This window comes from Bacillus sp. N1(2025), from assembly GCF_053470005.1.
This window is the reverse complement of the sequence record NZ_JBLTJB010000006.1, coordinates 235,891-262,738: the sequence shown is the minus strand read 5'-3', so window position 1 is coordinate 262,738 and position 26,848 is coordinate 235,891. Positions and strand designations below refer to the sequence as shown.

At 48.7% G+C, this 26,848-nt stretch carries 27 protein-coding genes and 1 riboswitch; all 27 genes read right to left on the bottom strand.

Annotated elements, in window-relative coordinates; all coding sequences use genetic code 11:
- Positions 1 to 18: 18 nt before the first annotated feature.
- Positions 19 to 507, bottom strand: a complete 489-nt coding sequence (locus ACNFN4_RS15440; RefSeq protein ID WP_014417736.1) for a precorrin-2 dehydrogenase/sirohydrochlorin ferrochelatase family protein — start codon at positions 505 to 507, stop codon at positions 19 to 21.
- Entirely contained in the window at positions 488 to 1,273 is a 786-nt protein-coding gene (locus tag ACNFN4_RS15435) for a sirohydrochlorin chelatase (protein WP_014417735.1), read from the bottom strand. Before ACNFN4_RS15435 ends, ACNFN4_RS15440 begins: the two co-directional genes overlap by 20 nt.
- Complete coding sequence (gene cobA / locus ACNFN4_RS15430) at positions 1,274 to 2,047, bottom strand: uroporphyrinogen-III C-methyltransferase (RefSeq protein ID WP_007409740.1); 774 nt, start codon at positions 2,045 to 2,047, stop codon at positions 1,274 to 1,276.
- Between the two features lie 122 nt (positions 2,048 to 2,169).
- Complete coding sequence (cysC, locus tag ACNFN4_RS15425) at positions 2,170 to 2,763, bottom strand: adenylyl-sulfate kinase (protein ID WP_007611313.1); 594 nt, start codon at positions 2,761 to 2,763, stop codon at positions 2,170 to 2,172.
- Between the two features lie 13 nt (positions 2,764 to 2,776).
- Complete coding sequence (gene sat, locus ACNFN4_RS15420; protein ID WP_014417734.1) at positions 2,777 to 3,925, bottom strand: sulfate adenylyltransferase; 1,149 nt, start codon at positions 3,923 to 3,925, stop codon at positions 2,777 to 2,779.
- A 48-nt stretch (positions 3,926 to 3,973) separates the two neighbouring features.
- On the bottom strand, positions 3,974 to 5,038 hold the full coding sequence (locus tag ACNFN4_RS15415; protein WP_012117522.1) for an inorganic phosphate transporter: 1,065 nt from the start codon (positions 5,036 to 5,038) through the stop codon (positions 3,974 to 3,976).
- 12 nt (positions 5,039 to 5,050) lie between these two features.
- Entirely contained in the window at positions 5,051 to 5,752 is a 702-nt protein-coding gene (locus ACNFN4_RS15410) for a phosphoadenylyl-sulfate reductase (RefSeq protein WP_003154369.1), read from the bottom strand.
- 127 nt (positions 5,753 to 5,879) lie between these two features.
- Positions 5,880 to 5,984, bottom strand: a riboswitch (SAM riboswitch).
- A gap of 101 nt (positions 5,985 to 6,085) precedes the next feature.
- Positions 6,086 to 6,718 (bottom strand): orotate phosphoribosyltransferase, encoded by a 633-nt coding sequence (gene pyrE, locus ACNFN4_RS15405; RefSeq protein WP_017417751.1) that lies wholly within the window; start codon positions 6,716 to 6,718, stop codon positions 6,086 to 6,088.
- Positions 6,715 to 7,434, bottom strand: coding sequence for an orotidine-5'-phosphate decarboxylase (gene pyrF, locus ACNFN4_RS15400; RefSeq protein ID WP_014417733.1), 720 nt, complete (start codon positions 7,432 to 7,434; stop codon positions 6,715 to 6,717). Before pyrF ends, pyrE begins: the two co-directional genes overlap by 4 nt.
- Positions 7,403 to 8,338, bottom strand: a complete 936-nt coding sequence (locus ACNFN4_RS15395; RefSeq protein WP_003154377.1) for a dihydroorotate dehydrogenase — start codon at positions 8,336 to 8,338, stop codon at positions 7,403 to 7,405. The genes pyrF and ACNFN4_RS15395 overlap by 32 nt, the downstream gene beginning before the upstream one ends.
- The gene (locus tag ACNFN4_RS15390; protein ID WP_121984414.1) at positions 8,338 to 9,108 is read right to left on the bottom strand and encodes a dihydroorotate dehydrogenase electron transfer subunit; all 771 of its coding nucleotides are present in this window, start codon (positions 9,106 to 9,108) and stop codon (positions 8,338 to 8,340) included. The genes ACNFN4_RS15395 and ACNFN4_RS15390 overlap by 1 nt, the downstream gene beginning before the upstream one ends.
- A complete protein-coding gene (carB, locus tag ACNFN4_RS15385) occupies positions 9,105 to 12,320 on the bottom strand; it encodes a carbamoyl-phosphate synthase (glutamine-hydrolyzing) large subunit (RefSeq protein WP_266054756.1) in 3,216 nt (1,071 codons plus the stop codon). Before carB ends, ACNFN4_RS15390 begins: the two co-directional genes overlap by 4 nt.
- Positions 12,305 to 13,399, bottom strand: coding sequence for a carbamoyl phosphate synthase small subunit (locus tag ACNFN4_RS15380; RefSeq protein WP_007409730.1), 1,095 nt, complete (start codon positions 13,397 to 13,399; stop codon positions 12,305 to 12,307). Before ACNFN4_RS15380 ends, carB begins: the two co-directional genes overlap by 16 nt.
- Positions 13,396 to 14,682 carry a dihydroorotase gene (locus tag ACNFN4_RS15375; protein ID WP_167409067.1) on the bottom strand — a complete coding sequence of 429 codons (1,287 nt, stop codon included), beginning with the start codon at positions 14,680 to 14,682 and terminating at the stop codon, positions 13,396 to 13,398. The genes ACNFN4_RS15380 and ACNFN4_RS15375 overlap by 4 nt, the downstream gene beginning before the upstream one ends.
- Positions 14,666 to 15,580, bottom strand: coding sequence for an aspartate carbamoyltransferase catalytic subunit (locus tag ACNFN4_RS15370; RefSeq protein ID WP_448200288.1), 915 nt, complete (start codon positions 15,578 to 15,580; stop codon positions 14,666 to 14,668). Before ACNFN4_RS15370 ends, ACNFN4_RS15375 begins: the two co-directional genes overlap by 17 nt.
- Before the next feature lie 141 nt (positions 15,581 to 15,721).
- Entirely contained in the window at positions 15,722 to 17,032 is a 1,311-nt protein-coding gene (gene pyrP, locus ACNFN4_RS15365; RefSeq protein ID WP_025649477.1) for a uracil permease PyrP, read from the bottom strand.
- Between the two features lie 154 nt (positions 17,033 to 17,186).
- A complete protein-coding gene (gene pyrR, locus ACNFN4_RS15360) occupies positions 17,187 to 17,732 on the bottom strand; it encodes a bifunctional pyrimidine operon transcriptional regulator/uracil phosphoribosyltransferase (RefSeq protein ID WP_003154392.1) in 546 nt (181 codons plus the stop codon).
- 188 nt (positions 17,733 to 17,920) lie between these two features.
- Positions 17,921 to 18,835 carry an RluA family pseudouridine synthase gene (locus ACNFN4_RS15355; RefSeq protein WP_022553372.1) on the bottom strand — a complete coding sequence of 305 codons (915 nt, stop codon included), beginning with the start codon at positions 18,833 to 18,835 and terminating at the stop codon, positions 17,921 to 17,923.
- 1 nt (position 18,836) lies between these two features.
- Positions 18,837 to 19,298, bottom strand: coding sequence for a signal peptidase II (gene lspA / locus ACNFN4_RS15350; RefSeq protein WP_014417726.1), 462 nt, complete (start codon positions 19,296 to 19,298; stop codon positions 18,837 to 18,839).
- 101 nt (positions 19,299 to 19,399) lie between these two features.
- A complete protein-coding gene (locus tag ACNFN4_RS15345; RefSeq protein ID WP_003154399.1) occupies positions 19,400 to 19,771 on the bottom strand; it encodes a TraR/DksA family transcriptional regulator in 372 nt (123 codons plus the stop codon).
- A 149-nt stretch (positions 19,772 to 19,920) separates the two neighbouring features.
- Positions 19,921 to 22,686 carry an isoleucine--tRNA ligase gene (gene ileS, locus ACNFN4_RS15340; RefSeq protein ID WP_012117512.1) on the bottom strand — a complete coding sequence of 922 codons (2,766 nt, stop codon included), beginning with the start codon at positions 22,684 to 22,686 and terminating at the stop codon, positions 19,921 to 19,923.
- 340 nt (positions 22,687 to 23,026) lie between these two features.
- The gene (divIVA, locus tag ACNFN4_RS15335) at positions 23,027 to 23,521 is read right to left on the bottom strand and encodes a septum site-determining protein DivIVA (protein WP_003154406.1); all 495 of its coding nucleotides are present in this window, start codon (positions 23,519 to 23,521) and stop codon (positions 23,027 to 23,029) included.
- A 94-nt stretch (positions 23,522 to 23,615) separates the two neighbouring features.
- The gene (locus tag ACNFN4_RS15330) at positions 23,616 to 24,386 is read right to left on the bottom strand and encodes a YlmH family RNA-binding protein (protein ID WP_007409722.1); all 771 of its coding nucleotides are present in this window, start codon (positions 24,384 to 24,386) and stop codon (positions 23,616 to 23,618) included.
- 61 nt (positions 24,387 to 24,447) lie between these two features.
- Positions 24,448 to 24,726, bottom strand: a complete 279-nt coding sequence (locus tag ACNFN4_RS15325; RefSeq protein ID WP_003154408.1) for a YggT family protein — start codon at positions 24,724 to 24,726, stop codon at positions 24,448 to 24,450.
- 6 nt (positions 24,727 to 24,732) lie between these two features.
- The gene (gene sepF / locus ACNFN4_RS15320; protein ID WP_007409719.1) at positions 24,733 to 25,191 is read right to left on the bottom strand and encodes a cell division protein SepF; all 459 of its coding nucleotides are present in this window, start codon (positions 25,189 to 25,191) and stop codon (positions 24,733 to 24,735) included.
- On the bottom strand, positions 25,188 to 25,880 hold the full coding sequence (locus ACNFN4_RS15315; protein ID WP_021493712.1) for a YggS family pyridoxal phosphate-dependent enzyme: 693 nt from the start codon (positions 25,878 to 25,880) through the stop codon (positions 25,188 to 25,190). The genes sepF and ACNFN4_RS15315 overlap by 4 nt, the downstream gene beginning before the upstream one ends.
- A 4-nt stretch (positions 25,881 to 25,884) precedes the next feature.
- Entirely contained in the window at positions 25,885 to 26,721 is an 837-nt protein-coding gene (gene pgeF, locus ACNFN4_RS15310; protein WP_014304972.1) for a peptidoglycan editing factor PgeF, read from the bottom strand.
- Positions 26,722 to 26,848: the final 127 nt, after the last annotated feature.

The window sequence follows — 26,848 nt, the reverse complement described above, 5'->3', positions numbered from 1 at the left end:
TGACAGACAAGGTGTTTTTTATGATCTTCTTCTTTTCTCAAATAAACGATCCACTTCTTCAGCCAAATCAGCAGTAATGAGAGGCTCTATGTCCTCAGCCAGTCTTTTCGTATGTGCCGGGCTTGCGCCGCTTGTTGATACGGATACTTGAATGCGACCTTTGCGGATGATCTTCGGCATATACACGCTGCCCTGTTCAGCCTCGCTTACACAATTGACCAGCTGTGTTTCAGAAGCGGTCGCGGCTATCTCCTGATTCACGCTGCGGTCATTTGTCGCGGCAATGATGAAAAAAGCGGGCGCGAGATCCTTCATTTCAATTTTACGGGAAACCCAGCGAATACGTCCTTCATCCGCCAGCTGTTTAATTTCAGGCAGGGCATCGGGACTGATTACAGTAATATCCGCGCCTTCCGGAAGCACCGTTTTGAGCCTTCTTAAGGCAACATTGCCTCCGCCCGCGATGATAATTCTTTTTCCGCTTAGATTAATGTGCAGAGGCAGCATACTGTCCCCCCTTAAAATCAAACTGGCCGCCGGGGTTTCGAACAGCTTCTGACACACGGTTCAAAAACGCCTGCTTAATATGCGGGTGAAAACCTAAGTATGAAGCGAGATGAACATTTTGATTGATCGTTTGAAGCTTTTGAACTTCCCGTTCAATCTCAGTCATTAAAAGCCCGGTAAACAGAAGATATGGAACGATAAAAACGGGTGCTCCGTCATCCTCTTCAAGGCCGGCAAACACTTCTTTATAGTGCGGGTCACATGCTGTTAAAAAACAAGGGATGACTTCTTTAACAGGTGTAATCGCCTCAAGTTTTCCGGCAATCTTACTGACTGCGTTTTTAACTGCCGGATCTGTGCTTCCTCTTCCGATCAGCACCACTTTCGCCTGCTCAATGGGCACTCCGGTATCTTCAATGCGATGATGCACCGCTTTTACGACTTCATCGTCCACTCCGATCGGAACACCATATGTCACTTTTATATCGGGATGCAGGGCCGCCGCACGGGCGATTTCAGCCGGAATGTCATGTTTTGCGTGGGCAGCGGTCAACAGCAGCAAAGGCACGGCCGCAATATGAGTGGCGCCTTGTCTGACACATGCTTCAAATCCCGCTTCAATAGACGGTTCCTGCAGTTCTAAAAAACAAATTTCCTGAATGGGAGCGTCAGCGTGCGGCATGCACCCTTTTAAAAACGCCGCCGACTCTGTCTGCGCTTTTTTCAGCCTGCTTCCGTGCCCGATGTATAAAATCGCCTGCTTCATTTACAACGCCTCGCTCAAATCCAGATTTTTCTGTTCAGATGCATACCAGTCCAGTTTGCAGTGATAATTGACGACATCACCGATAACAATTAAGCTCGGGTTTTTGATTTCTTCTTTTATCACTGTGTCTGAAAGCGTGCCGACGGTGCAGACGACTGTTTTTTGCCTGTCCGTCGTTCCCCAATGAATAAAGGCTGCCGGGGTGCCGGCGTCTCTTCCGTTTTCCAGCAGCATTCTTTCTATCTGCCGGATATTTTTAATTCCCATATAAATCACCAGCGTATCAATGCCCGTCGCCAGCGCTTTCCATTTTTCTTCAAAGTCGTCTTCTTGTTTATAATGCCCCGTAACGAATGCGACATTGGAGCTCGCCTCTCTGTGCGTCACGGGAATGCCGGCATAAGCAGCAGCCGCGATTCCTGATGTAATGCCGGGAACGATCTCAAACGGAATGGCGTTTTGCGCGAGAGCCTCCGCTTCTTCGCCTCCGCGGCCGAAAACAAACGGGTCGCCCCCCTTGAGCCTTACAACGGTTTTTCCTTTTTTCGCATACTTCACAAGGAAACGGTTGATCGTATCCTGTTTCATAATGTGAAAATCCGGGAGCTTGCCGCAGTAAATCAGATCCGCTTCTTCTCCGGCATACTGTAAAATCTCTTTGCTTACCAATCTGTCATATAATATAACATCCGCTTTCTGTATGGCTTTCATTGCCTTCACCGTTAATAAGTCCGGATCTCCCGGACCGGCTCCAACGATAAATACTTTCCCCATAGCATGTCTCCCCGATCCGTTTTGAAATCTTCCCAGAACAGCCGCGGCCGCACTTCAGCTATTTTACCATATCCCGCCATTAGGGGGGATATCCGGCTGATTGCGCGGCCTTTTTGGACCTATTATGCTAAGCTGTTTTTCACAAAGTCAACCAGTCTTCCGGTGCATTCTTCGCGTTCACATTTGCCTGAATCAAGTACGAGCTCAGGCGCTTTCGGCTCTTCATACGGTGAGTCGATCCCCGTAAAGAACGGAATTTCACCATTTCTTGCTTTTTTATATAAACCTTTCGGATCGCGCTTTTCGCATATATCGAGATCGCATTTCACGTAGATTTCATTAAATTCGCCCTCTGCCACAAGCTCTCTCACCTGATCTCTGTCCTCACGGAACGGAGAAATAAAAGCCGTGATGACGATGGTTCCCTGCTGAACGAAAAGCTTCGCCACTTCCCCGATGCGGCGTATATTTTCCTTGCGGTCATCATCGGAAAAACCTAAGTCCTTGTTTAAGCCGTGGCGGATGTTATCACCATCAAGCACGATGACTTGATAGCCTTGTTCAAACAGCTCGCGCGCTGCGGCGTTTGCAATCGTGGATTTCCCCGAACCGCTTAAGCCCGTCAGCCAGAGGATAGAGCTTTTATGCTTGTTTTTCTGCTGGTATTCTTCTTTCGTTATTGAGGCTTCATGCCACACGATATCACGATTTGTCACTCTATTTTCCTCCTTAAGAAACGCCTGCTTCTTCTTTCGTTTTCAGCCCTTTAATCAACACCTCGACAACTTCAGGACGGCTGAATTCCGCCGGCGGCATGACGCCGCTCCGCAGCATTTCTCTGACCTTTGTTCCTGACAGAATGACGTGGTCTTCTCTGTCATGCGGGCATGTTTTGGCCGTTCCCATGTTGCCGCATTTCCGGCAGAAGAAGCTGTGCTCGAATTTCATCGGTGTAATCCCGAGTTCATCCGCTGTAAATTGATCAAACAGCTCTTGCGCTTCATATGTGCCGTAGTAATCACCGACGCCGGCATGATCGCGGCCGACGATAAAATGCGTGCAGCCGTAGTTTTTGCGGACAAGCGCGTGGAAAATGGCTTCTCTCGGCCCCGCATACCGCATTGCCGCCAAAAATACACCGAGGAAAACGCGGTCTTTCGGATAATAATGATCGAGCAGCACCTGGTAGCTTTCCATTCTGACATCCGCCGGAATGTCATCTGATTTTGTTTCACCGACGAGCGGGTTCAAAAACAGGCCGTCAACCGTCTCAAGCGCGGTTTTTTGGATATATTCGTGGGCGCGGTGAACCGGATTTCTCGTTTGGAAACCGACGATGGTTTTCCAGCCCTTTTCTTCGAAGCTTCGTCTTGTATCGGCAGGTTCAAATGTAAACTCAGGAAACTGCTTTGACGCTTTTTTAACTAATGTGATCGGCCCGCCGATATACGTATCGCCGCGCGAAAATAATTTTTTCACGCCCGGATGCGCGGCATCATCGGTTTTATATACGTGAACAGCTTCTTTTTGTTTATCCGGCGTATAAATATCTTCGATGTCGACGACGCCATATGTTTCTCCGCCGTAAGTCAGTTTCACCGTGTCGCCGACGGCAAGCTCAGCCGCTTTTTCTGAATCGACCGGAAGCGTGATCGGCAGGGACCAGACAACCCCGGATGCCAGACGCATATTTTCAACGACTGACACGTAATCTTTTTCTGTGAAAAATCCTTCAATCGGGCTGTACCCCCCGATGCCGATCAGCTCTAAATCAGCGAACGAAATCAAATCAAGCTCAATTTCTTTTTGGACGGATGTAAGATCATACTGCTCATTCACCCGGTTAATTAATGTTCCTCCGTGCGGTGCTAAACTCATAATACATGATTCCTCCCAGTTAACAGATAAATAAACTCAGATTAATAGTTAAATGCCCCCGCCTTGTTCATGGACAGAGCGTTTCTCTTTTCGGATGGCTTTCATCAGACTGGCGGCTCCGCCAGCTGCCAAAAGCACGCTGGCCATCATAAAGATGGAATAGTAATCTCCTTTTAACAGCAGGGAGACAAGCAGATACGAAATCGATAGTGACAAAAACGGCGAAACGACCCATACTTTGAGCATCGTTTTCACGACTTCTTTATGAAAAACGTTCGGCCCGTTTTTGGCCATTCCGATACCGATAATTGATGATGATGTGACTTGCGCCAATGGGACCGGCAGACCGAAGACGGAACTGATAATGACAAGCCCCGCGCCGGTTCCTGAAAGCAGTATGCCTTCTCCGGCTGAAAATCTCGTAATCTTTTTCCCGTTGGTTTCAAGCACTTTACGTCCTAAAAGCAGAGCGCCGAGAGCGACAAAGATGCCTCCGTACAGCGTTCCTTTGGACACGCTGAGCACGCCCGCAGCAACCAGAGGGCCCACTGCATTTGCGACATTATTCATTCCGGCTGAAAAAGCTTCCCAAAACCCCGCAATCAGCAGCACAATCCCTAAAATCTTCTGTTTCCGATTCGAAATGACTCGAATATTCAGAGAACTGAATACCTTCGAGACGAGAAACGTGAAACAGAACGCGACAAACGGTACAAGCACCCAAAAACTCACGATGACCAAAAGATGCTGTAAAAACAATACTTTGTACGCGACGCCGACACCGACAATCGCCCCGACAGTGACCTCACTCGTCGACAGCGGAATGCCGAGCACATTCGCCGTGAATAACGATAGCGCCGCCGATCCGATAATAATGCAGACAATGGTGAGCGTAATGGTTTGTTCGGGAATGATTCCGCCGCTGATCGTCTTAACAACTTCACCGCCGCCGATAACCGCCCCTGACAGGACTCCGGCCGCGCAGATGATCAGCGCATACGTTTTCTTTTTAACGGCGCCGGACCCGTAAGCGACTCCCATTGAAGCCGCGGCTCCGCTGGCTCCGATATTCATGGCAAAAAACAGGCAGAATAAAATAGCGGCTAATTCCATCGTGCAGCTCCTTTATTCATGCAGTCCGCATTCTGTTTTCGCCATGCCGTTCCATCTGCCGCTCCGCAAATCTTCCGCGGTAAATGCAGGTGAAGTGCACGGTTCACAGCCGATGCTCGGATACCCCTGATCGTGGAGGATATTGTAATCCAGCTCATGCTTGGAAGTATATCTCCAGATGTCTTTCCATGTCCAATGGATCAGCGGGCATACTTTAATCGATTGAAACTTGTCGTCTTTATTCAGGAAATTCGTATTCGCCCGGCTCGGCCCTTGATCCCGGCGAAGACCGGACAGCCATGCCGGATGCCCCGCGAGCGCTTCTCTTAACGGCAGAATTTTTCTGATGTAGCAGCACTGGTTCGGTTCTCTTTCCCACAGTTTATCTCCGTGAGCCTCGGCCTGTTCCTCAAGAGTAAGGCTTGGCTTTTTCAGGATAATGTTCAGCCCCGGGTAACGCTCTTTCACTTTTTCGATCGTTTCATATGTTTCTTTAAAGTGAAGACCCGTATCAAGAAACACGATTTCCGCGTCTTTCTTTACTTTAGAAATTAAATCGATCAGGACGATGCCCTCAATCCCGAAGCTGCACGCGTAAACAAGCTGGTCTCCGTAGTGGCCGTATGCCCATTTTAAAACGGACAGCGCGCCTTTATAGGAATCGTCTTCCGGAAATGTAATCGCCGGCTCTTCCCATGTGTCATACGTTAGCATTTTTTCTTTCCTCCTCCCGGAGACAATCAAACAGCTGTTGTTTTCTGCCGGTTGTCTTATCCCTCAATCTTTTTTTCATATAAAAAACTTTCAATCCAGCGGAATGAAAGACAGTGACCCGGTATAGCCCTTATCTTCAAAATGCTGTGCATTTTTCTGGATGCGGCACCTTGCAATTCACGCAGGTTGCCGGGCGTCATCGGTCCAGTCCCTCAGCCGCTCTTGATAAGCTTTTTAGATTTGTACTAAATTTTAGCACAATTCTAACAGAAGTCAACCCGAGTTTTTTGATAGGAATAATAAAACAGGCCCTGAGGCCTGTTTTTATTGTCATTATTTTTTAAACCAATCTTTTGACTCGGGATTCAATTTCCATGATTTCAGTTTTTCAATGTCATCTGAATGTATCGTTCCGTTTGCAAGCGCGACTTCAATCAGCGTGTCATAATCCGTTAACGAGTAATAAGGAAGACCCGCTTTTTTAAAGGCTTCTTTTGCTTTCGGCAGTCCGTATGTAAAAATGGAAATGACGCCGAGGACTTCCGCGCCCTCTCTTTGAAGGGCCGCCGCAGCTTCAAGCACGCTGCCCCCGGTAGAAATCAAGTCTTCAATCACGACTGTTTTTTGTCCTTTCTTAATGGCGCCTTCTATTTGATTTCCTTTGCCGTGCGCTTTCGGTTTGCTTCTGACGTAGCACATCGGCGCGCCTGTACGATCTGCGAGAAGCGCAGCATGCGGAATGCCCGCCGTTGCAGTGCCCGCGATCATCTCCGCCTCGGGGAAATGCTCTTTCAGCAGTTTGCCGAGCCCGTCCGCCACATCATTTCTCACTTTTGGATACGACAATGTCAGACGGTTGTCACAATAGATCGGTGATAAAATGCCGCTCGCCCACGTAAACGGCTCATTCGGGCGTAAAAAGACAGCTTCAATGTGTAATAGATGTTTTGCGATAGCCTGTTTCATCGGCGAACGCCCTCCCATTCCAGTTTAATTGCTTCATATGCTTTAACGGGGTTTTCCGCTTTTGTAATTGAGCGGCCCACGACGATGGCTGACGACCCGTTTTCTTTCGCAAATGACGGAGTCGCCGTCCGGACTTGATCGTCAGCTGCGTCACTGGCCGTGCGGATGCCCGGTGTGACTGTCAGAAATGAAGGCCGGACCGCTTCATAAATGGCTTTTGTTTCATGTACCGAACATACCACTCCGTCCAGCCCGCACTCTTCCGCCATTTTGCCGTAATGCACAACCGTTTCTAACAGCGGCTTATGCAGCAGAAGCTCTTCCTTCGCCACCTGCTCTGAAGTGCTGGTCAGCTGAGTCACCGCGATTAAAGACGGTCGTTTTCTGCCTGCCGGCGTGCCTTCTTCAAGCCCCTCTAGGGCCGCCCGCATCATGCGTGCGCCCCCTGCCGCATGCACATTGACGAGATCAACGCCGAGGCCGGCAAGCCGCCTCATCGCTTTATTGACCGTAGTCGGGATATCATGAAGCTTTAAATCTAAAAATATATCACAGTTCCGTTCTTTTAATTGGTGAATGATGGCGGGGCCTTCCTGATAAAAAAGTTCCATCCCCGTTTTGACAAAAAGCCTTTCCTTTTCAAACAAGTCTAAAAACGTTAAAGTCTCTTCCCCTGATGCAAAATCAAGCGCGATGATGGGCAGGTTGTTTTTCATGTTTCCAGCTCCTTCCGATGCATTCACTTACAGATTGAAAGCCGTGTTGGCGCAGCACACGGGGGAGCTGTTCTATGATTTCCGGGCAGACGAACGGATTGACGAAGTTCGCCGTGCCGACGGCAACCGCACTCGCTCCCGCAAGGAGAAATTCTAATGCATCCTCTGCGGTCTGAACGCCGCCCATCCCGATAATCGGGATTTGAACGGCCTGGCTGACTTCGTATACCATCCGGATGGCGACCGGTTTGATCGCCGGGCCTGACAGTCCGCCCGTTTTATTTGCTAAGATCGGCCGTCCCGTCTTGAGATCGAGCCTCATCCCGATGAGTGTATTAATCATCGTCAGACCGTCAGCACCGGCCGCTTCAATCGCTTTGGCAATTTCGGTTATGTTTGCGACATTAGGCGAAAGCTTCACATACACAGGCACTGCGGAAACTTCTTTCACCGCTTTTGTCAGTTCGGCCGCCATGACGGGATCAGTGCCAAAAGCAATCCCCCCCGTTTTGACATTCGGACATGAAATGTTAAGCTCAAGCGCATGCACATTCGGAGCTTGGCTGATGTGCTCGGCCACTTCTTTATAGTCGTCCACCTGAGAACCGGCGACATTTGCGATAATCGGCGTGTCAAATTGTTCGAGCCAAGGCAGCTCATGATTGAGCACATGCTCAAGGCCGGGATTTTGCAGTCCGATGGCATTCAGCATTCCCGCGCTTGTCTCCGCCACTCTCGGTGTCGGATTTCCGAAGCGGGCTTCGTTCGTCGTGGCTTTAATCATAATGCCTCCGAGGCATGATAAATCGTAAAATCCGGCATATTCTTTCCCGAAACCGAAACATCCGGAAGCGGGGATGATCGGATTTTTCAATTGGAGACCCGGCAGATTCACTTCTAACATTACAGCGCCACCTCCTCAGCTTTAAATACCGGCCCGTCAAGGCAGACCTTTACATAGGATGTATCGCTTTCACCCGTGCGGCACACGCAGGCGAAGCAGGCCCCGATGCCGCAGCCCATCCGCTCTTCCATCGAAAGATAAACCTCTTTATGGCTGTACTGCTGCTTCAGAGCTTTCAGCATCGGTGTCGGTCCGCAGCTTAGCAGGACATCGAATTCGAGCTGCTTTTCACGGATGACATCGGTGACAAATCCTTTCTCTCCATATGTTCCGTCAGCCGTCGCCACATAGGTGTCTCCGTACGCACGACATTCCTGTTCGTAAAAAACATCCTTTGCTGATTGAAATCCAAGCACATGAATGACGTTTACGCCTTTTTCCGTCAGGCGCTTTGACAGTTCCTGCAAAGGCGGAACCCCGACTCCGCCTCCGACTAACAGCGCGGTTTTGCCGGGTTCAATCCGCCGGACGGGGAATCCGTTGCCGAGAGGGCCGAGAACGTCTATCCTGCCGCCCTCTTTTTTCCCGGACAAAAGACGCGTTCCCTCACCGTCAGCTCTGTAGATAACGGATACTTCATTCGCGGCGAAATTGACGTCCGCAATGCTGAGCGGTCTTCTTAATAGCGGCGTGACCGCGTCACTCACCTTCAGATGAAGAAATTGACCCGGCTCGGTAAGGTGCCGGACAAGCTCTCCTTTCAGCACCATCTTATAAATCCGGTCGGCAATCTCTAAGTTGGATTGAACAGTCAAATGCGCTTTTTTCATATCGTGACTGCCGCCTTTTGATTGGTTTCGGATGCAGGCATATGATCCGCCCGGAATGTCATGCTTTCCAGTACCCGCAAAATGGCTTCGGCCGTATCTAAAGATGTCAGGCAGGCGACTCCGTTCTCAACGGATTCGCGGCGGATTCTGAAGCCGTCTCTGGCCGGCTGTTTGCCCTTTGTCAGCGTATTGATGACAAATTGCGCTTCGCCGTTTCTGATGACATCGAGCAGATTTTTCCCTTCTTCGCCGATTTTTCCGACGACCTGAGCCGGAATCTGAGCGTCTTTCAAATAAGCCGCCGTTCCTTCCGTTGCCAAGATTTTATAGCCGATGGCGTGGAACCGCTTGGCGATCAGCAGTCCTTCTTCTTTATCTTTATCGGCAACAGTCAACAGCACTGAGCCGTAGTTCGGGATTTGAATGCCAGAAGCAATCAGCGCTTTATAGAGCGCTTTTTCCAGGGTTGAATCTTTGCCCATGACCTCTCCCGTCGACTTCATTTCAGGGCCTAACGTAATATCCACTCTTCTCAGCTTCGCGAATGAGAAGACAGGCGCTTTCACGAATACCCCCTGCTGTTCAGGCTGCAGCCCCTCTTGATAGCCGAAATCAGCAAGCTTTTGACCGAGGATGACCTTTGTCGCCAGGTTCGCCATTGGGATTTTTGTGATTTTGCTTAAGAACGGCACGGTTCTGCTTGACCGCGGATTTACCTCAAGCACATACACCTCACCTTTCGAAAGTACGAACTGGATGTTCAGCAACCCGATGATGTTAAGGCCTTTTGCCAAGGCTACAGTGTATTGTTCGATTTTTTTCTTTATGTCTTCGCTTAAAGACTGAGGCGGATAGACGGCGATTGAATCCCCTGAATGGACGCCGGCCCGCTCGATATGCTCCATAATTCCCGGAATAACGACTGTTTCGCCGTCAGATACGGCATCGACTTCGATTTCTTTCCCCGTCAGATAACGGTCGATTAACACCGGATGCTGCGGGTTGATTTTGACCGCATTTTTCATATAGTGAAGCAGCTCTTCTTCGTGATAGACGATTTCCATCGCCCGGCCGCCGAGCACATACGAAGGGCGGACAAGTACCGGATAGCCGATGGATGCGGCGATTTTGACAGCTTCGTTCACCGACACGGCGGTTTTTCCGAGAGGCTGCGGCACATTCAGCGCCTCAAGCGCCTGCTCGAACTTATCCCGGTCTTCCGCACGGTCTAAATCTTCTAGTGATGTGCCGAGAATTTTGACGCCGCGGGCGCTCAATTCTTCCGCAAGATTGATCGCCGTCTGGCCGCCGAATTGGACAACAACGCCTTCCGGCTGTTCCAAATCAATGATGTGCATGACATCTTCAACCGTCAGCGGTTCAAAATACAGTTTGTCTGATATGCTGAAATCAGTGGACACCGTCTCAGGATTGTTGTTGATAATAATCGCTTCATAGCCTGCCTGCTTGATCGCCCAGACAGAATGAACGGTCGCATAGTCAAATTCGACGCCCTGTCCGATACGGATCGGCCCGGAACCGAGGACGACGACGCTTTTTCTTGAAGTAACCTCAGATTCGTTCTCTTCCTCATATGTGCTGTAGAAGTACGGGGTTTCTGATTCGAATTCCGCCGCGCATGTATCCACCATTTTATATACAGGCTTGATGTCTGCTTCTTTTCGCATTTGATACAGCTCTTGTTCCGGCATATTCCATTCCCGGCTGATATATTTGTCGGAGAAACCGAGTTGCTTCGCTGTCTGAAGGACGGCGAGGCTGCCTTTTTCCGCTTTCAGCTCTGTTTCAAAAGCGACCAGCTTACAGAGCTTGTGCAAAAAGAATACGTCAATTGCGGAAAACTCATGAAGCTGCTCCACTGTATAGCCTCTTCTGAACGCTTCAGCAAGATAAAACAGGCGTTCATCCCCGGCTTTTCTGATCCGTTTTTCCAAAAGTCCGTCCGAAATCTCTTCCGCATCCTTCAGTTCCAGGTGATAGACATCGGCTTCCAGTGAGCGGACCGCCTTTAACAGCGATTCTTCAAGGGTGCGTCCGATGGCCATGACCTCTCCGGTGGCTTTCATTTGCGTCCCGAGCCTGCGGTTTGCCGACTCAAATTTGTCGAACGGCCAGCGCGGGATTTTAGAAACGACATAGTCAAGCGCGGGCTCAAAAGCCGCATATGTTTTTCCCGTTACGGGATTCATCATTTCATCAAGAGAAAGCCCGACTGCGATTTTCGCCGCAAGCTTTGCGATCGGGTAACCCGTCGCTTTTGAAGCGAGGGCAGATGAGCGGCTCACCCGCGGATTCACTTCGATAATGTAATATTGGAAGCTGTCGGGATCGAGCGCGAGCTGAACATTACAGCCGCCTTCAATGCCGAGCGCGCGGATCAGCTTTAATGAAACATTGCGCAAAAGCTGATATTCCCGGTCGCTCAGAGTCTGGCTCGGGGCAACGACGATGCTGTCGCCCGTGTGGATGCCGACCGGATCGATATTTTCCATGTTGCAGACGACGATCGCGTGATCTCTGCTGTCTCTCATGACTTCATATTCGATCTCTTTGTAACCGGCAATGCTTTTTTCCAGAAGGCACTGATGGACGGGGCTGAGTTTTAATCCGTTTTCGACGATCTCTTTCAGTTCTGCTTCATTCGAGCAGATGCCGCCGCCCGTTCCGCCTAATGTGTAAGCGGGGCGCACGATAACCGGAAACCCGATCCGGCCGACAAATTCCTCGGCTTCCTGTAGAGTGCGGATGATCTCACTTTCCGGCACCGGTTCATTCAGCTCATTCATCAGCGTACGGAATAAGTCGCGGTCTTCCGCCTGCTGGATGGCGGACAGCTTTGTGCCGAGCACTTCCACCCCGCATTCCTCAAGAACCCCGAGTTCAGACAGCTCGACGGCAAGATTCAGTCCGGTCTGTCCTCCCAGAGTCGGCAGGATGGCGTCCGGCCGTTCTTTTCTGATAATACGCGTGAGAAACTCCGGCGTCAGCGGTTCTATGTATACCCGATCAGCCATTTCCGTATCCGTCATAATCGTTGCCGGATTCGAGTTGACGAGAATGACTTCATAGCCTTCTTCCTTTAAAGCGAGACACGCCTGTGTGCCCGCATAATCAAATTCCGCCGCCTGTCCGATAATAATCGGGCCTGATCCGATCACTAAAATCTTTTTAATATCTACGCGTTTTGGCATACCGCTTCCCCTTCTTTCTCAGTTGTTTCGATCAAGTCAATGAATCTGTCAAATAAATGATTGGCGTCTTCCGGCCCCGGTGAAGCTTCAGGGTGGTACTGAACCGTAAATGCCGGCAATGTTTTATGCTTGAGTCCTTCGATCGTTTGATCATTGATCGCAATGTGCGTCACTTCAAGCTCTGTCTCATCTATTGAAGAAACTGTATATCCGTGGTTTTGGGCGGTTAAAGCGACTTTCCCTGTCGCAAGCTCTTTAACCGGATGATTGGAACCCCTGTGTCCGAATTTCATTTTTTCCGTTTCCGCTCCGGATGCCAGCGCAAATAATTGGTGGCCGAGGCAGATTCCGAATAACGGCACCTTCCCGAGTATGCCTTTTATCATTTCAATGGCTTCCGGCACATCTTTCGGATCTCCGGGTCCGTTAGAAAGCATGATGCCGTCCGGCTTGAGCTGAAGCACTTCTTCCGCCGTTACATTGTACGGCACAACGATGACATCGCATTTTCTTTTGTTTAACTCTCTTAAAATGCCGTGCTTCATACCGAAATCGACGAGTACGATGCGTTTGCCGCGGCCCGGACTCGGATATGCCGTTTTCGCAGATACTTGAGCGACTTGATTTCTCGGCAGTTCCGTTTCTTTCAGCCTTGCAAGAACCTCTCCGACATTCTCCTCGCTTGAAGCAAACGTTCCTTTTAATGCGCCGGCCGTGCGGATCATTCTTGTGAGCTTTCTCGTGTCAATCCCTTGTAAGCCGGGGATATTTTTCATTTTCAAATACTCGTCAAGCGTGTAAGCCGAACGCCAGTTGGAAGGCAGCTCGCACAGTTCTTTTACGATCAGCCCTTTTACAAAAGGAGTGATGGATTCAAAGTCATCTCTGTTAATTCCGTAGTTGCCGATCAGTGGATACGTCAGCGTCACGATCTGCCCGCAGTAAGAAGGGTCTGATAAAATTTCCTGATAACCGGTCATTCCCGTGTTGAATACGACTTCACCCGCGGTATGTTCCAGGCTCCCGAATGCTTCACCCTCAAATACCGCTCCATTTTCCAGCACTAGTCTTCTTTTCATTTGACGAGTCTCCCTTCTTCGTATGCAAGCTTACCGGCAGCCATCGTTGCAACAGGCCAGCCGAAGCACTTCATCTTGTTGAATGGCGTATTTTTTCCTTTAGATAAAAATGTATCTTTGTCAATGGCCGCTTCTTTTTCCAGATCAATCAGGGTGATGTCAGCAGGCGCGCCCGGTGCAAGCGTTCCGTACGGAAGACCGAACGCCTCGCAAGGTTTTGCCGTCATGAAATCAACCAGCTGCTTCAGCGTCCACGCCCCGTTTTTCACAAAATGTGTGTACAGAAGCGGAAAGGCTGTTTCTAAACCGACGATACCGAAAGGCGCAAGCTTCATATCCGTGTTTTTCTCTTCTTCTGTATGCGGCGCATGGTCAGTGGCGATGAAATCAATCGTACCGTCTAACAGCCCTTCAATCAGCGCCTCTCTGTCCTCTTTGCTGCGAAGCGGCGGATTCATTTTAAAATTGGTATCAAGTCCCGGGATATCTTCGTCACAAAGCAGCAGGTGGTGCGGCGACACTTCCGCCGTCACGCGGATTCCCGCTTTTTTTGCGTCTCTTACGGCTCTGACGGATTCTTTCGTGCTGATATGACACACATGGTAATGGCAGCCCGCCGCTTCCGCCAGCAGGACGTCACGGGCGATATGTACCGCTTCGCAAATGGAAGGTATGCCGTTCAGACCGTTCGCTTTTGAAAAAGATCCTTCATGCACGCTCCCTCCGTAAATAAGCGAGTTATCCTCACAATGAGCGACAATCGCTTTATTCATTGAAGCCGCCCGTTTCATGGCTTCATACATCATTCCGGCCGTCTGAACGCCGACGCCGTCATCGGTGAAGGCGAATGCGCCCGCTTCATGAAGCGCCTCAAAATCTGTCATTTCTTCGCCCGTTTGTCTGATCGTAATTGATGCGTAAGGAAGCACCCTGACAGATGAGGTTTCTTTGATCCGGTTTTGCAGCCATTCCATCTGCTCTTTCGTATCCGGCACCGGCCTTGTATTCGGCATGGCTGCGACTGTGGTAAAGCCGCCCCGCGCCGCGGCTTTAGAGCCCGTCTCAATGGTTTCTTTTTTCTCGCCGCCCGGTTCTCTGAAGTGGACATGAAGGTCTACGAGCCCCGGTGAAACAAACAGTCCGTCAGCGTCGATCACCGTTTCTCCGTCTTTCGCTGTCAAAAGCCCGGTTTCCATAATAAACTCACCCGTTACCCGGATATCCTGTGCCACTTTTTCTCCCTGTTCATTTAACATCCAGCCGTTTTTAATGAGATAAGACATAAGCCGCTTCTCCCCTTTTCACATTGGTTTGCAGTGCTCTTTTTAAGACTGCCATTCTGATATACACACCATTTTCCATTTGTTTAAAGATTCTTGATTTTCCGCATTCCACTAATGTTGTGTCAATTTCGACTCCTCTGTTCACCGGTGCGGGATGCATGATGATGGCATGCCGCTTCATGCTCTCCGCCCGCTTTGCGGTCAGCCCGTATGCTTCCAGATAGCCTTTTTGGTCGGCTTCTGTCTGATGCCTTTCATTTTGGATGCGGAGCAGCATGACGACATCTGAAGCTTGTATGGCTTCATCCGTCTGAACACAGGTGCCGAAGGCGTTTTTCTCATCCTGCCATTGCGGCGGACCAGAAAACAGCACACGTGCGCCGAGCCTTGTCAGCACCTCGGCATTCGACCTTGCCACCCTGCTGTGTTTGATATCGCCATGAATGGAAACCGTCAGGCCCTGAAAGGTCTCAAATTCCTCTTGAATCGTCATTAAATCGAGTAATGACTGAGTCGGGTGCTGGCCGCAGCCGTCGCCGGCGTTTAAGATCGGAATATTGACTCTGCCGGTCAGATCTTTGTAATATTCATCCGTGCTGTGCCGGATGACGCAGGCGTTCGCTCCGATTGATTCCAGTGTTTTGACCGTGTCATATAAGGACTCGCCTTTTTGAACGCTTGTGCTCGTATCGTCTAAGCTTAGTACGTTCATCCCGAGTTTCTTTTCCGCCACTTCAAAGCTGAACCGCGTTCTCGTGCTCGGTTCAAAAAACAGATTCGCAACAAATTTCCCCGCGAGATCGGGGCGGACTGTTCCCTCTTTTATCGCTTTTGCCTCACGCAGCAGTTCTGTAATTTCAGCCGTGCTCAGTTCAGACATCGCCGTTAAATGATTCATGTTTTTCTCCTCCGTTTCCGCTTGAAGGCCGTAAAAAACACCCCGGTCTATAGACTCGGGGTGCGGTTAAAGAGAGAAGCAGCGTACAGCTTCTTCCCGTTATAACCCTTCCAAGCCTCTCTGGACTTTCTTTAAAAGGTTTTACATATGATTTTGTTTTTCTGATGCAATCGCGTCTTCTTCATTTGCATGCGGCAGGATGAGGTTCAGGATGACTCCGACGATTGCCGCAAGCGCCATGCCGGATATTTGGAACCCGCCTTTTGATACTTGAATAAAAGCCCCTCCGACGCCGATCACGAGGATGACGGATGTGATAATTAAATTTCTCTTGTTTTCATAATCAATGTTGTTGTCAATCAGCATTCTTAAGCCGCTGGAGGCGATAATTCCGAAGAGCAGGAAGGAAACGCCTCCCATAACCGCGGACGGAACAGAGCTGATCAGCGCTGATACTTTTCCGATAAATCCGAAGCACAGCGCAATCACACCCGCGCCGCCGATGACAAAGACGCTGAAAACTCTCGTAATTGCCAGTACACCGATGTTTTCGCCGTATGTTGTCGTCGGCGGGCCGCCGATTAACGAAGCGATAATCGTCGCTACGCTGTCCCCCATTATGGAGCGGTGCAGTCCCGGCTTTTTAATGAAATCCTGTCCGACGACTTTACTCAGCACCATTTGGTGGCCGATATGTTCTGACATGGTCACGAAAGCGACCGGCACCATCGCAGCCGCAATGCCCAATGTCACTGACGGCGTATAGTCTTTGAAAGGGATGATAAATTCAGGAGCGGCGAACCATTTTGCATCAATGACCGGCTGAAAATTGACGATGCCCTGTGTCAGCGCAAACAGATATCCGCCTATAATGCCGATCAATACCGGAATCAGGCTTAAAAATCCCCGTAAAAAGATGGCGCAGATAATGGTGATTGCCAAAGTGACGCCGGCTACACTGAAATGTTTCAAGCTGTAGACGAGTTCCTTCGCATTCGGATCAGCATACATTGCCATATTGACGGCTGTGCTTGCCAGTCCGAGGCCGATGACGATGATGACCGGCCCGACGACCACCGGGGGCAGCAGCTTCATCAGCCACCCCGTTCCAAGCTGCCTGATGAGAAGTGCGATCAGGCCGTACACAATTCCCGCCAGGAAAGCGCCGACCATGGCAGCCCCCGGCCCTCCCGTCGCCTTCACCAAGATAATCGGTGATATAAAGGCGAATGATGAGCCGAGATAAGCGGGAATCTGGCCTTTTGTCACCAAGAGATAGGCGAGTGTCCCGATTCCGCTCGTGACAAGCGCCACTGCCGGGCTCATTCCGACCAGTTTCGGCACGAGTATGGTTGAGCCGAACATGGCGAATAAATGCTGCAGGCTGAATGACAGCCAGGACAATGGATTGGGGACGTCCCTGACTCCCAGGTTTACTTTTTTCTTACTCATGGCGTTTTCCTCCCGGTTGACTTTCAAATGGTATAAAAAAACCTCTTTGCTTTTTGCGCAAAGAGGCATACAAAACCCGGCCGCGTCGATCCGCCCGGCTTTGTGTTTTAAAATCCTCTTTGCAAACTCTCTGGAATGCATTTAAAAAGGGTGATTATTCATTTTCATAAATGGCGACCATATCAGTCTGATCAACTTCGCTCAGCTGAACCATCACTTTTTCAGCTTTTGAGGTCGGAATGTTTTTCCCGATATAGTCCGCTCTGATCGGCAGTTCCCGGTGCCCTCTGTCGACAAGCACGGCAAGCTGTATCGATGACGGCCGCCCGACATCAACGAGGGCATCCATCGCAGCTCTCACCGTCCGGCCGGTATAAAGCACATCATCAACCACAATGACCTTTTGGTCTGTGATATCGGCCGGAATGTCCGCGCCTTTTACAAGCGGCTCTTCATTGCTCGTTTTTTTCGTGAGATCGTCACGGTAAAGGGTGATATCGATTTCCCCGACGGTGACCGGATTCCCTTCAATCTGTTCGATCCGCTCGGCCAGCCGCTTTGCTAAATAAATGCCTCTTGTTTTAATCCCTACAAGAATGCAGTCATTCATTCCTTTATTCCGTTCGATCATTTCATGGGCTATCCTTGTGAGCGCCCTTCTGATGGCCTGTTCGTCGAGAATAACAGCTTTTTGATTCACTCGTGACACCTCTCCATTCGTATATAAGAAGAAAAAACCCCTCCTGCCAGAGCATAGAGGGGTTCCTTTCCAGGACGAAGACACATGCGTATCTCTTCTGTCCTATCCGTTATCCTTCTCAGCCTCTCTGGACTGTGTTAAAGAATCTATTCAGCTTGTTTTTATTATTTCAGAAAAGAAACTCGCTGTCAATGGCTATTTCTTAAATCTTCAATGAGTTTTTTCATATCTTCAGGAAGGGGCGCTTCAAACTCCATGTATTCGCCCGTCCGCGGATGATCAAAACCTAATATTCCGGCATGAAGCGCCTGACCGTTAAAATCAACGGTTTTTCTCGGTCCGTATTTCGGATCGCCTGCCAAAGGAAACCCGATATATTTCATATGAACACGGATCTGATGCGTTCTTCCGGTCTCAAGACGGCACTCTACGAGCGTGAAATCTTGAAAACGCTCAAGCACGTGAAAATGCGTGACGGCGTTTTTGCTGCTTTCTCTTGTTACGGTCATGCTTTGACGGTCTTTTTTATCTCTTCCGATCGGAGCGTCAATCGTTCCGTCATCATGTGAAATCATCCCGTGGACAACCGCTGTGTACTTTCTGGTCACGGTTTTATTGACGAGCTGATTAACGAGTGATTCATGCGCCATATCGTTTTTAGCGACCATTAACAGACCGGAAGTATCTTTATCAATACGGTGGACGATTCCCGGGCGCATGACGCCGTTAATGCCGGAAAGGTCGTTGCAGTGAGCCATCAGTCCGTTTACAAGCGTCCCTGTCACATGGCCGGGCGCCGGGTGTACAACCATGCCCCGCGGTTTGTTCACAACCAAGACGTCCTGATCCTCATAGTAAATGTCCAAATCCATCGGCTCTGCAAGCACGTCCAATTCTTCCGGTTCAGGAATGGTGACGTTTACCTGATCGCCGGGCTGCATTTTATAATTCGCTTTTACGGATTTGCCGTTAACGGATACCAGTCCCTCTTTTACCCATTGCTGCACTTGAGTGCGTGACCAGTTTTCTCCCGTTGAAGCCAAAAATTTATCAATCCGTTCGCTCTTTTGTTCAGGCTGAACGGTTATCTCAAATTGATTCATGTTATTGCTCCTTCTTTTTCCCGCTGTCAAACAGCATATGAATAAATAAAAGTATTACACCGACGCACAGTGAGGAGTCCGCGATATTAAAAATCGGATAGTGATAATCCACGATGATGACATGAATAAAATCCACCACTTCCTGGCGCGCCGCCCGGTCAATAAAGTTTCCGGCCGCACCGCCCAGCATTAAGCCGAGAGAAATTCCGAGTAACATCTGCCCTTTTGCATAACGCTGTATGTAATAAACGATTCCGATAATCACGGCGATGGTAATGACGTAGAAAAACCACATTTGGCCGGCTAAAATCCCCCACGCCGCTCCCGTGTTGCGATGAGATGTGATATAAAGCACCTGATTGATGACAGGTATGCTTTGTCCCAATTCCATATGGCTGACGACAAGCCATTTGGTCAATTGGTCGGCAATAATAATAAAAAGAGCGATAAGATAATAAAGCACACACGTTCCTCCAGTATACAGTTACTTTTATCCTTTATGAATTTTATCAGTAAAAGATGCCAGAGTAAAGGCAGATCATAAGCGCATGCAAACAGACGCTGTCACTCATACAGCGCCTGATCATATGCATAATCTCCGGGTTCCCAATATGGAAGGGTTTTCTTTTCAAATTGAGCGGGATAATAAAAATCATCAGCGGTTCTGGCCGTCGGCAACACCGCAAGTTTTTCAATCGGAATGGGGGCGCCTGTTTTTTCACAATAACCGTACGTATTGTTTTCAAACTTAGACAGGGCAAGAAGAACGTCCTGAAGTTCTTCTTTTATATGATAGATCAGAGTTGCTTCTTGGTCGTTCATTGAAGGTTCAACAGATGCTGACATTTGAAAGCAAGAATATTCGAATAATCTTGATTGAAGTTCTTCTTTCATCATGAGAAGCTCCGTGTGGATTGCGGTCAGTTGATCATTCATTCATCACAACTCCTGCTCTTGATGTTATGGCTTTATTGTTGCCCCCAGAGCGCCATTTGAAGCCCATAAGATTTTTCCTGTCGTTCTAATCGATGACATTGCTGGCATGTAAAAAAGCGCCCGGCTGACACCGGGCGCTTTCCCATTTATTATTTTTGATAATATTTTTCAACGATTTCCGCATTGCGCAGTGATAATGTCGGATATTTCGGATTGGCTCCGACATCTTTAGAAATGACGCGGGAACGTTCACACATCTGGCCTTCCGCTTTTTCTACGGTCATTTTTCCTGTTGTGAAACTTTGCGCGTTTTCAGGCGCTTCACTTTCGTCTTTTACTGTCAGTTCTGAGACGATAAACAGCTGCGCGATGTTTTCTTTAATGGATGACAAGAGGTCGCGGTTTTCTTTGTTCGGATACAAAGTAAGGCTCGCTTCCAATGATCTTCCGATAATTTTTTCGTTACGGGCTGTTTCCAAAGCTTTCAGCACGTCGTTTCGAAGCTCCATGAAGCGGTCGAACTTTTCTTCTGTCGCTTGACTGTCCGGAACAGCAATGGTTTCCGGCATATCTGTCAGCTGCACGCTTGCTTCTTCAACAAATGATAAGTGAGACCACATTTCATCCGCCGTATGCGGGAGAATCGGCGCCGTCAGCTTCACTAACGCCAGCAGCGTTTCATAAAAGACGGTCTGCATGCTGCGGCGGTCCGGATGATCCGCATGCTCGATGTACACAACATCTTTTGCAAAATCAAGATAGAAGGAGCTGAGCTCGATCGTACAGAAATTGTGAATGCTGTGATAAACCACCGCAAATTCATATTCATCGTACGCTTTTTTCACCTTATCAATCAGCTTATTCAGCTTGATCAGCATATATTGATCCACTTCGCGGAGATCTTTTACATCAACGGCATTGACGCTTGGATTGAAATCGAACAGGTTGCCGTGAAGGAAGCGGAACGTGTTGCGGACTTTCCGGTATACTTCCGCAACCTGCTTCAGAATGGCGTCAGACACGCGAACGTCCGCCTGATAATCCACTGACGATACCCATAATCTTAAGATGTCGGCACCAAGCTGTTTCATGACTTTAGCCGGAACAACAACGTTACCGATTGATTTACTCATCTTGCGTCCTTCTCCATCCAGTGCGAACCCATGGCTGAGCACACCTTTATACGGCGCTTTTCCTGTTACGGCTACTGCTGTAGAAAGAGAAGAGTTAAACCAGCCGCGATATTGGTCAGATCCCTCTAGGTATAAATCAGCCGGGCGAACGAGGTCATCACGTTCTTCAAGCACTGCTTGATGTGAAGAGCCTGAATCAAACCAAACATCCATGATATCCTGTTCTTTTGTAAATGTGCCGTTCGGGCTGCCAGGATGCGTAAAGCCTTCCGGAAGAAGATCCTTTGCTTCTTTTTCAAACCAAATGTTTGATCCGTGCTGTCTGAACAATTCAGAAACATGTTCAATGGTTTCATCTGTAATAATCGGTTCTCCGTTTTCAGCGTAAAATACCGGAATCGGCACACCCCACGCACGCTGTCTGGAAATACACCAGTCTCCGCGGTCCCGAACCATGTTGTGCAAACGCTGCTCACCCCATTCAGGAACCCATTTGGTTTCTTTAATGGCATCCAGCAGGTCTGATCTGAAATCTTTAATAGACGCAAACCATTGCGCTGTCGCTCTGAAAATGGTTGGTTTTTTTGTTCTCCAATCATGCGGATAAGAATGAGTAATGAATTCAAGCTTCACAAGTGCGCCTTTTTCATCGAGCTGCTGTGTGATCGCTTTGTTTGCATCATCATAGAACATGCCTTCAAACCCAGGGGCTTCGCTTGTCATTACACCTTTTTCATCGACTGGGCAAAGCACATCTAAACCGTATTTTTGGCCAATGATAAAGTCATCTTCCCCATGTCCTGGCGCTGTATGAACACAGCCTGTTCCGGCATCAGTTGTTACGTGTTCACCAAGCATAACGAGAGAGTCTCTGCCATATAGCGGGTGTTCAGCGATAATGTTCTCAAGGTCTTTTCCTTTGACCGTTCTTGTCACTTCATACTGATCAAATCCGCATGCTGATGCAACACTTTCGACTAAGGCACTTGCTACGACAAAGCGGTCTTCACCTACTGCAATCACGCTGTACTCAAGATCAGGGTGCACTGAGATTCCGAGGTTCGCCGGAATTGTCCAAGGCGTTGTTGTCCAAATGATGATGCGCTCGCCGTTTTCAAGAACGCCTTTTCCGTCTTTTACACCAAAAGCGACGTAAATAGATGCTGAACGTTTGTCTTGATATTCGATCTCGGCTTCAGCCAGAGCAGACTCACTTGAAGGTGACCAGTTAACCGGTTTAAGGCCTTTGTAAATGTAGCCTCGTTTTGCCATTTCACCAAATACGCGGATTTGCTGCGCTTCGTATTCCGGTTTTAATGTCACGTATGGGTTTTCCCAGTCACCGCGGACACCAAGACGTTTGAATTGCTCACGCTGTCCCTCGATTTGCTTCCAAGCGTACTCTTCGCATAGTTTGCGGAATTCCGCTACTGACATTTCTTTGCGGTTGACCTTTTTGTTTTTCGTCAGCGCCGTTTCAATCGGCAGTCCGTGCGTATCCCAGCCCGGCACGTACGGTGCGTTGTAGCCGCTCATTGATTTATAGCGGACGATGAAGTCTTTCAGGATTTTGTTCAGGGCATGGCCCATGTGGATGTCTCCGTTTGCATAAGGAGGTCCGTCATGCAGCACGAATTTCGGGCGGTCTTTCGTCCGTTCTTGAACAAGACGGTAAATGTCCTGCTCCTCCCAGTCTTTTTGCATGTCCGGCTCACGATTCGGCAGATTTCCGCGCATCGGAAAATCTGTTTTCGGCATTAACAGCGTATCTTTGTAATCCATTTTCATTCCTCCACAACATTTTTCAGAAAATAAAAAAGCCCTCTCATCCCATAAGGGACGAGAAAGCTTATCTCGCGGTACCACCCTTTTAGAAAAAACGGATCATCCGTCTTTTCCTCTCGAACATCGTAACGTGATGGAACGTCCTATCCTACTCTCGGTTCAGAAAGGAAACTAAAGGGCTGATCTGCATGATTCCGGCCATCCCGGGCTTTCACCTTCCCCGGGTCGCTTTATAGCCTGTTTTGAGTCATGCCGGTCCCTTTCAATCGTCTTTTCATCTGAATTTATGAACGTATTATATTCGAACGGGCCGGAGAATGTCAAGAAAATCAGAAAATTATTCTTTTTCCTCAAAAACCGCGTCGACTTCGTATTCCAGCAGATGATCCCAATCATCGTTCTTCAGCAGGTCGAGCTGCGCCTCAATCAGCATTTGGAAACGCGTTCTGAAGACTTTAGACTGTTTTTTCAGCTCTTCAATTTCCATTGCGATTTTTCTTGATTTGGAAAGCGACTCATTGATGATGCGATCAGCATTTTTTTCTGCTTCACGGACGATCAGCTTCGCTTCTTTCTGCGAGTTGCGCTTTACGTCTTCTGCGGCTTCCTGAGCTACGAGAATTGATTTATTCAGCGTTTCTTCGATATTGGCAAAGTGGCCGATTTTTTCGTCCAGCTCGTTCACTTTCGCCTCAAGCTCCGTTTTTTTACGGAGTGCGATTTCGTAATCTTTTCTGACCTGCATTAAAAATTCATTTACTTCATCTTCATCATATCCGCGAAAACCTTTTGTAAACGTTTTGTTATGGATATCATTCGGCGTTAATGGCATATTGCCACCTCCATTTTTACATTTCAGTACGGTTATCTAGTTCACATTATAAAACAAATACGGCACAGATGGAGAAAAAAACTGAAAAAACGACTTATTTTTGCCGTTCAAATGTAACTTTCCATTTGTCTTTTTTCGTTTTTCCGTCAACTTTTGCCAAACTGCATCGTCCGAAGCCGCGAATCGAGAGCATGTCCCCTTCAGCAACCTGATAAGACGGATCTTCAATGGCTTTCCAATTCACCTTAACGAGCCCGTTTTTCACAAGCGCCTGCGCTTTCTGACGGGATTGCCTGCTCATTGAAGCGCAGACGGCGTCGAGACGCAATGAAGAAACCGTGTCATCCCTTATTTCGACATCTGAAGCGGGAATGTGAAGAGCGGAAAGCTCGATTTTCTCAAGCTTTACCGGCGCTTTGCCCGCTTTGGTCAGCTGAGTGCTGACAAAATCGGCGATTTCACCGGAGACGATGAGCTGCACGGCTTCCTCTGAGAAAATCAGATCGCCGTATTTCTGCCGCTTTAAGCCGATCCCCATTAATGATCCGAGAAGAGAGCGGTGGTCAATGCTGACGAATTTTTCAGCGTATTGAACGTCAAAAGCCCGAAGCTCAAAATCATCCTGTTCAGGTTCCATATATTCAGGGTATAAAATCGCGCGTTTGCGCTCAGCTCTGTCATATCCTCCGAAAAACGCAAGACCGCAGGCGTCGCCGATAACGGCTTTTACAATCACCTGTTCTCTGGGATCTAAGAAATCAGTCAGCTTCATCCGATACTGGTCCAGGACAATCTGTTTCCATTCAAGCGCCTGATCAATAAAAGGCCGCTCGTCTTGTCTGAAGTGCTGGTAAATATCGCTCATGTTCTTTCCTTTCTATGTAAAGAGGCTTGGCTGGTGCCAAGCCCGTATCAAACTGTCGCATTCAAGTATACATTGCGATCATGCGGTATAGGCCCCAAAGTCCCGTCGTGGCAAACCGAAGCACGATAATCGCTACAATCGGGGATATATCCAGCATGGCAATGGGCGGAATGATCCTTCTGAACGGCTCTAAATACGGTTCGCAAATCGCTGCGAGAAACCGTCCGACCGCCGTTTCTCTCGTACTCGGCACCCATGACATAAAGATATAGATGATCAGGGCAAACGAGTAGATGTAAATTAAATAACTCAGAACGGAAAAAATTTGATAAAGAATCATCCTGCTTTACCACCTCTGATGTTCGTCTTCATTTATAAGCTCCGAAATCGTGCCGGAAACGTCGACATTATCAGGCGTGCACAGAAAAATATCTGAACCGATTCTCTGAATGTCGCCGCCGATGGCGTAGACGGTACCGCTTAAAAAGTCGACGATTCTTTTCGCCTGATCATGCTGGATGCGCTGCAGATTGACGACAACCGCCCGCCTGTTCTTTAAATGATCGGCGATTTCCTGCGCTTCCGCATATACACGCGGTTCACTCAACACCACTTTAGAGGATTTCTGAACACTTTGCAAGCTTACTACGTTCTGCTTGCCCTGCGGCTTCTGAGCGTAAGCAGGCTGTTTATCTTTCTGCTGTTCATGCTCTTCCGGATGATCCTGCTCCGTTTCAATGTATTCGTACTCGTACTCCTCCTCATCCATTGAGAAAAAGTTTTTCAGTTTATTTTTCATGCTCATTTATTTACACCCCCCGGTTCATTTCCGACTAATGAAGAGCCGATTCTGATAAAAGTTGCGCCCTCTTCAACAGCGATTTCATAATCATTTGACATGCCCATTGACAGTTCCCGGCACGGTGCGTTTGTCTGATTCAGTTTTTGCACCTGATCCCTCAGATCACGCAATTGCCGGAAGCAGGCTCTGATCGTTTCTGTATCGTCTGTCAGGGGAGCCATCGTCATCAGGCCCTCTACAGAAATGTTTCTAAACTCAGAAAGCTCTCTGATAAAGGGGATGACCTCCTCTGTTTTCAAACCGTGCTTAGACGGCTCAAGCGAAGTATTCACCTGCACAAAACAGCGAACCGTATGCTGCGCCCGTTTTTCAATCTCTTTTGCCAATGACAGTCTGTCTAAGGAATGAATATAAGATACACGGTCAACGACGGCCTTCACCTTTCTGGACTGAAGACTGCCGATAAAGTGCCACTCCGGGCTGCCTTTGATGACTTCCTGCTTACGGATAAGCTCGGCATCCCGGTTTTCTCCCAGACTTGTAATACCGGCATCAACGGCCTCTTGAGCCCTTTCGGCTGATACGTATTTTGTAACCGCGATGACGGTAACATCTTCGGGGCTTCGGCCCGATCTGTTACATGCTTCGTTTATTCTTTCGTTTATATGTCGTAATTGATCAGCAACACGCAAGATCTTACGCCTCCTTCATTCCGATAAAGGACATCATGCGTCCCGTTTTCCCTTTGTCGCGGCGGTGTGAAAAGAATAGTTCACGCTCTCGTTCGGTGCATAAACCGCTGACTGAAATGTTTTCTTCCGGAATGCCGCAATGTATCAGAAGAAGACGGTTGACCTCTTTTAAATCAAGCTGATACTGGCCTTTTTCCGTTTCGCATATGGCGGATTCAGCCGTAAAAGGCAGCGCCCGCACTTCATTGATGACGCGGTCGTCGACTGTATAGCTTCCCGCGCTGATGGACGGACCGATGACAGCCTGAATATCTGTTAAACGGGAGCCTTCTTCGTTTACCCAGCGTTCCGTCATGATGCGTCCGATTTGTTTGACCGTCCCCTTCCATCCGGCATGGGCAGCGCCGATAATGGATTTCACCGGGTCATAAAAATACAAGGGCACACAGTCCGCAAAACAAAGGGCCAAAAAAAGATTCGCATCTTTCGTGTAGAGCCCGTCCGTCCCGCGGAATGCGGAAGAATAGTCTCTCGCTCCTTTTCCTTTATCCCCGGCTGTCACGCGCCGGACGCGGTTTTCATGTGTCTGGTCGGCGAACACCCAGGAATCCAGATCAGTACCGCATAAGGACGCTATGACTTCACGGTTTGTCACAACATCATGAGCTTCGTCCCGGACGTGCAATCCGGTATTTAATGACTCATACGGAGGATTGCTGACCCCGCCGTTTTTCGTCGTGAATCCGGCGATGACCTTTGTGTTAAGCTGATTCACACAGTTCCAGTCTTCTATCATGAGTGCCGAGGGGGTGGTAAGACTAAACGGGTGATATGTATTCATGGAGATCCAACCTTTCGACAAACATTAAAAAAGCGTAATTTCCCACTCATTTTAACACAATTTTAAGCATACGTTTAGCGGCTGATTGAAAAATGAGATAAATAAATGTGCCGGAAACATTGAGATT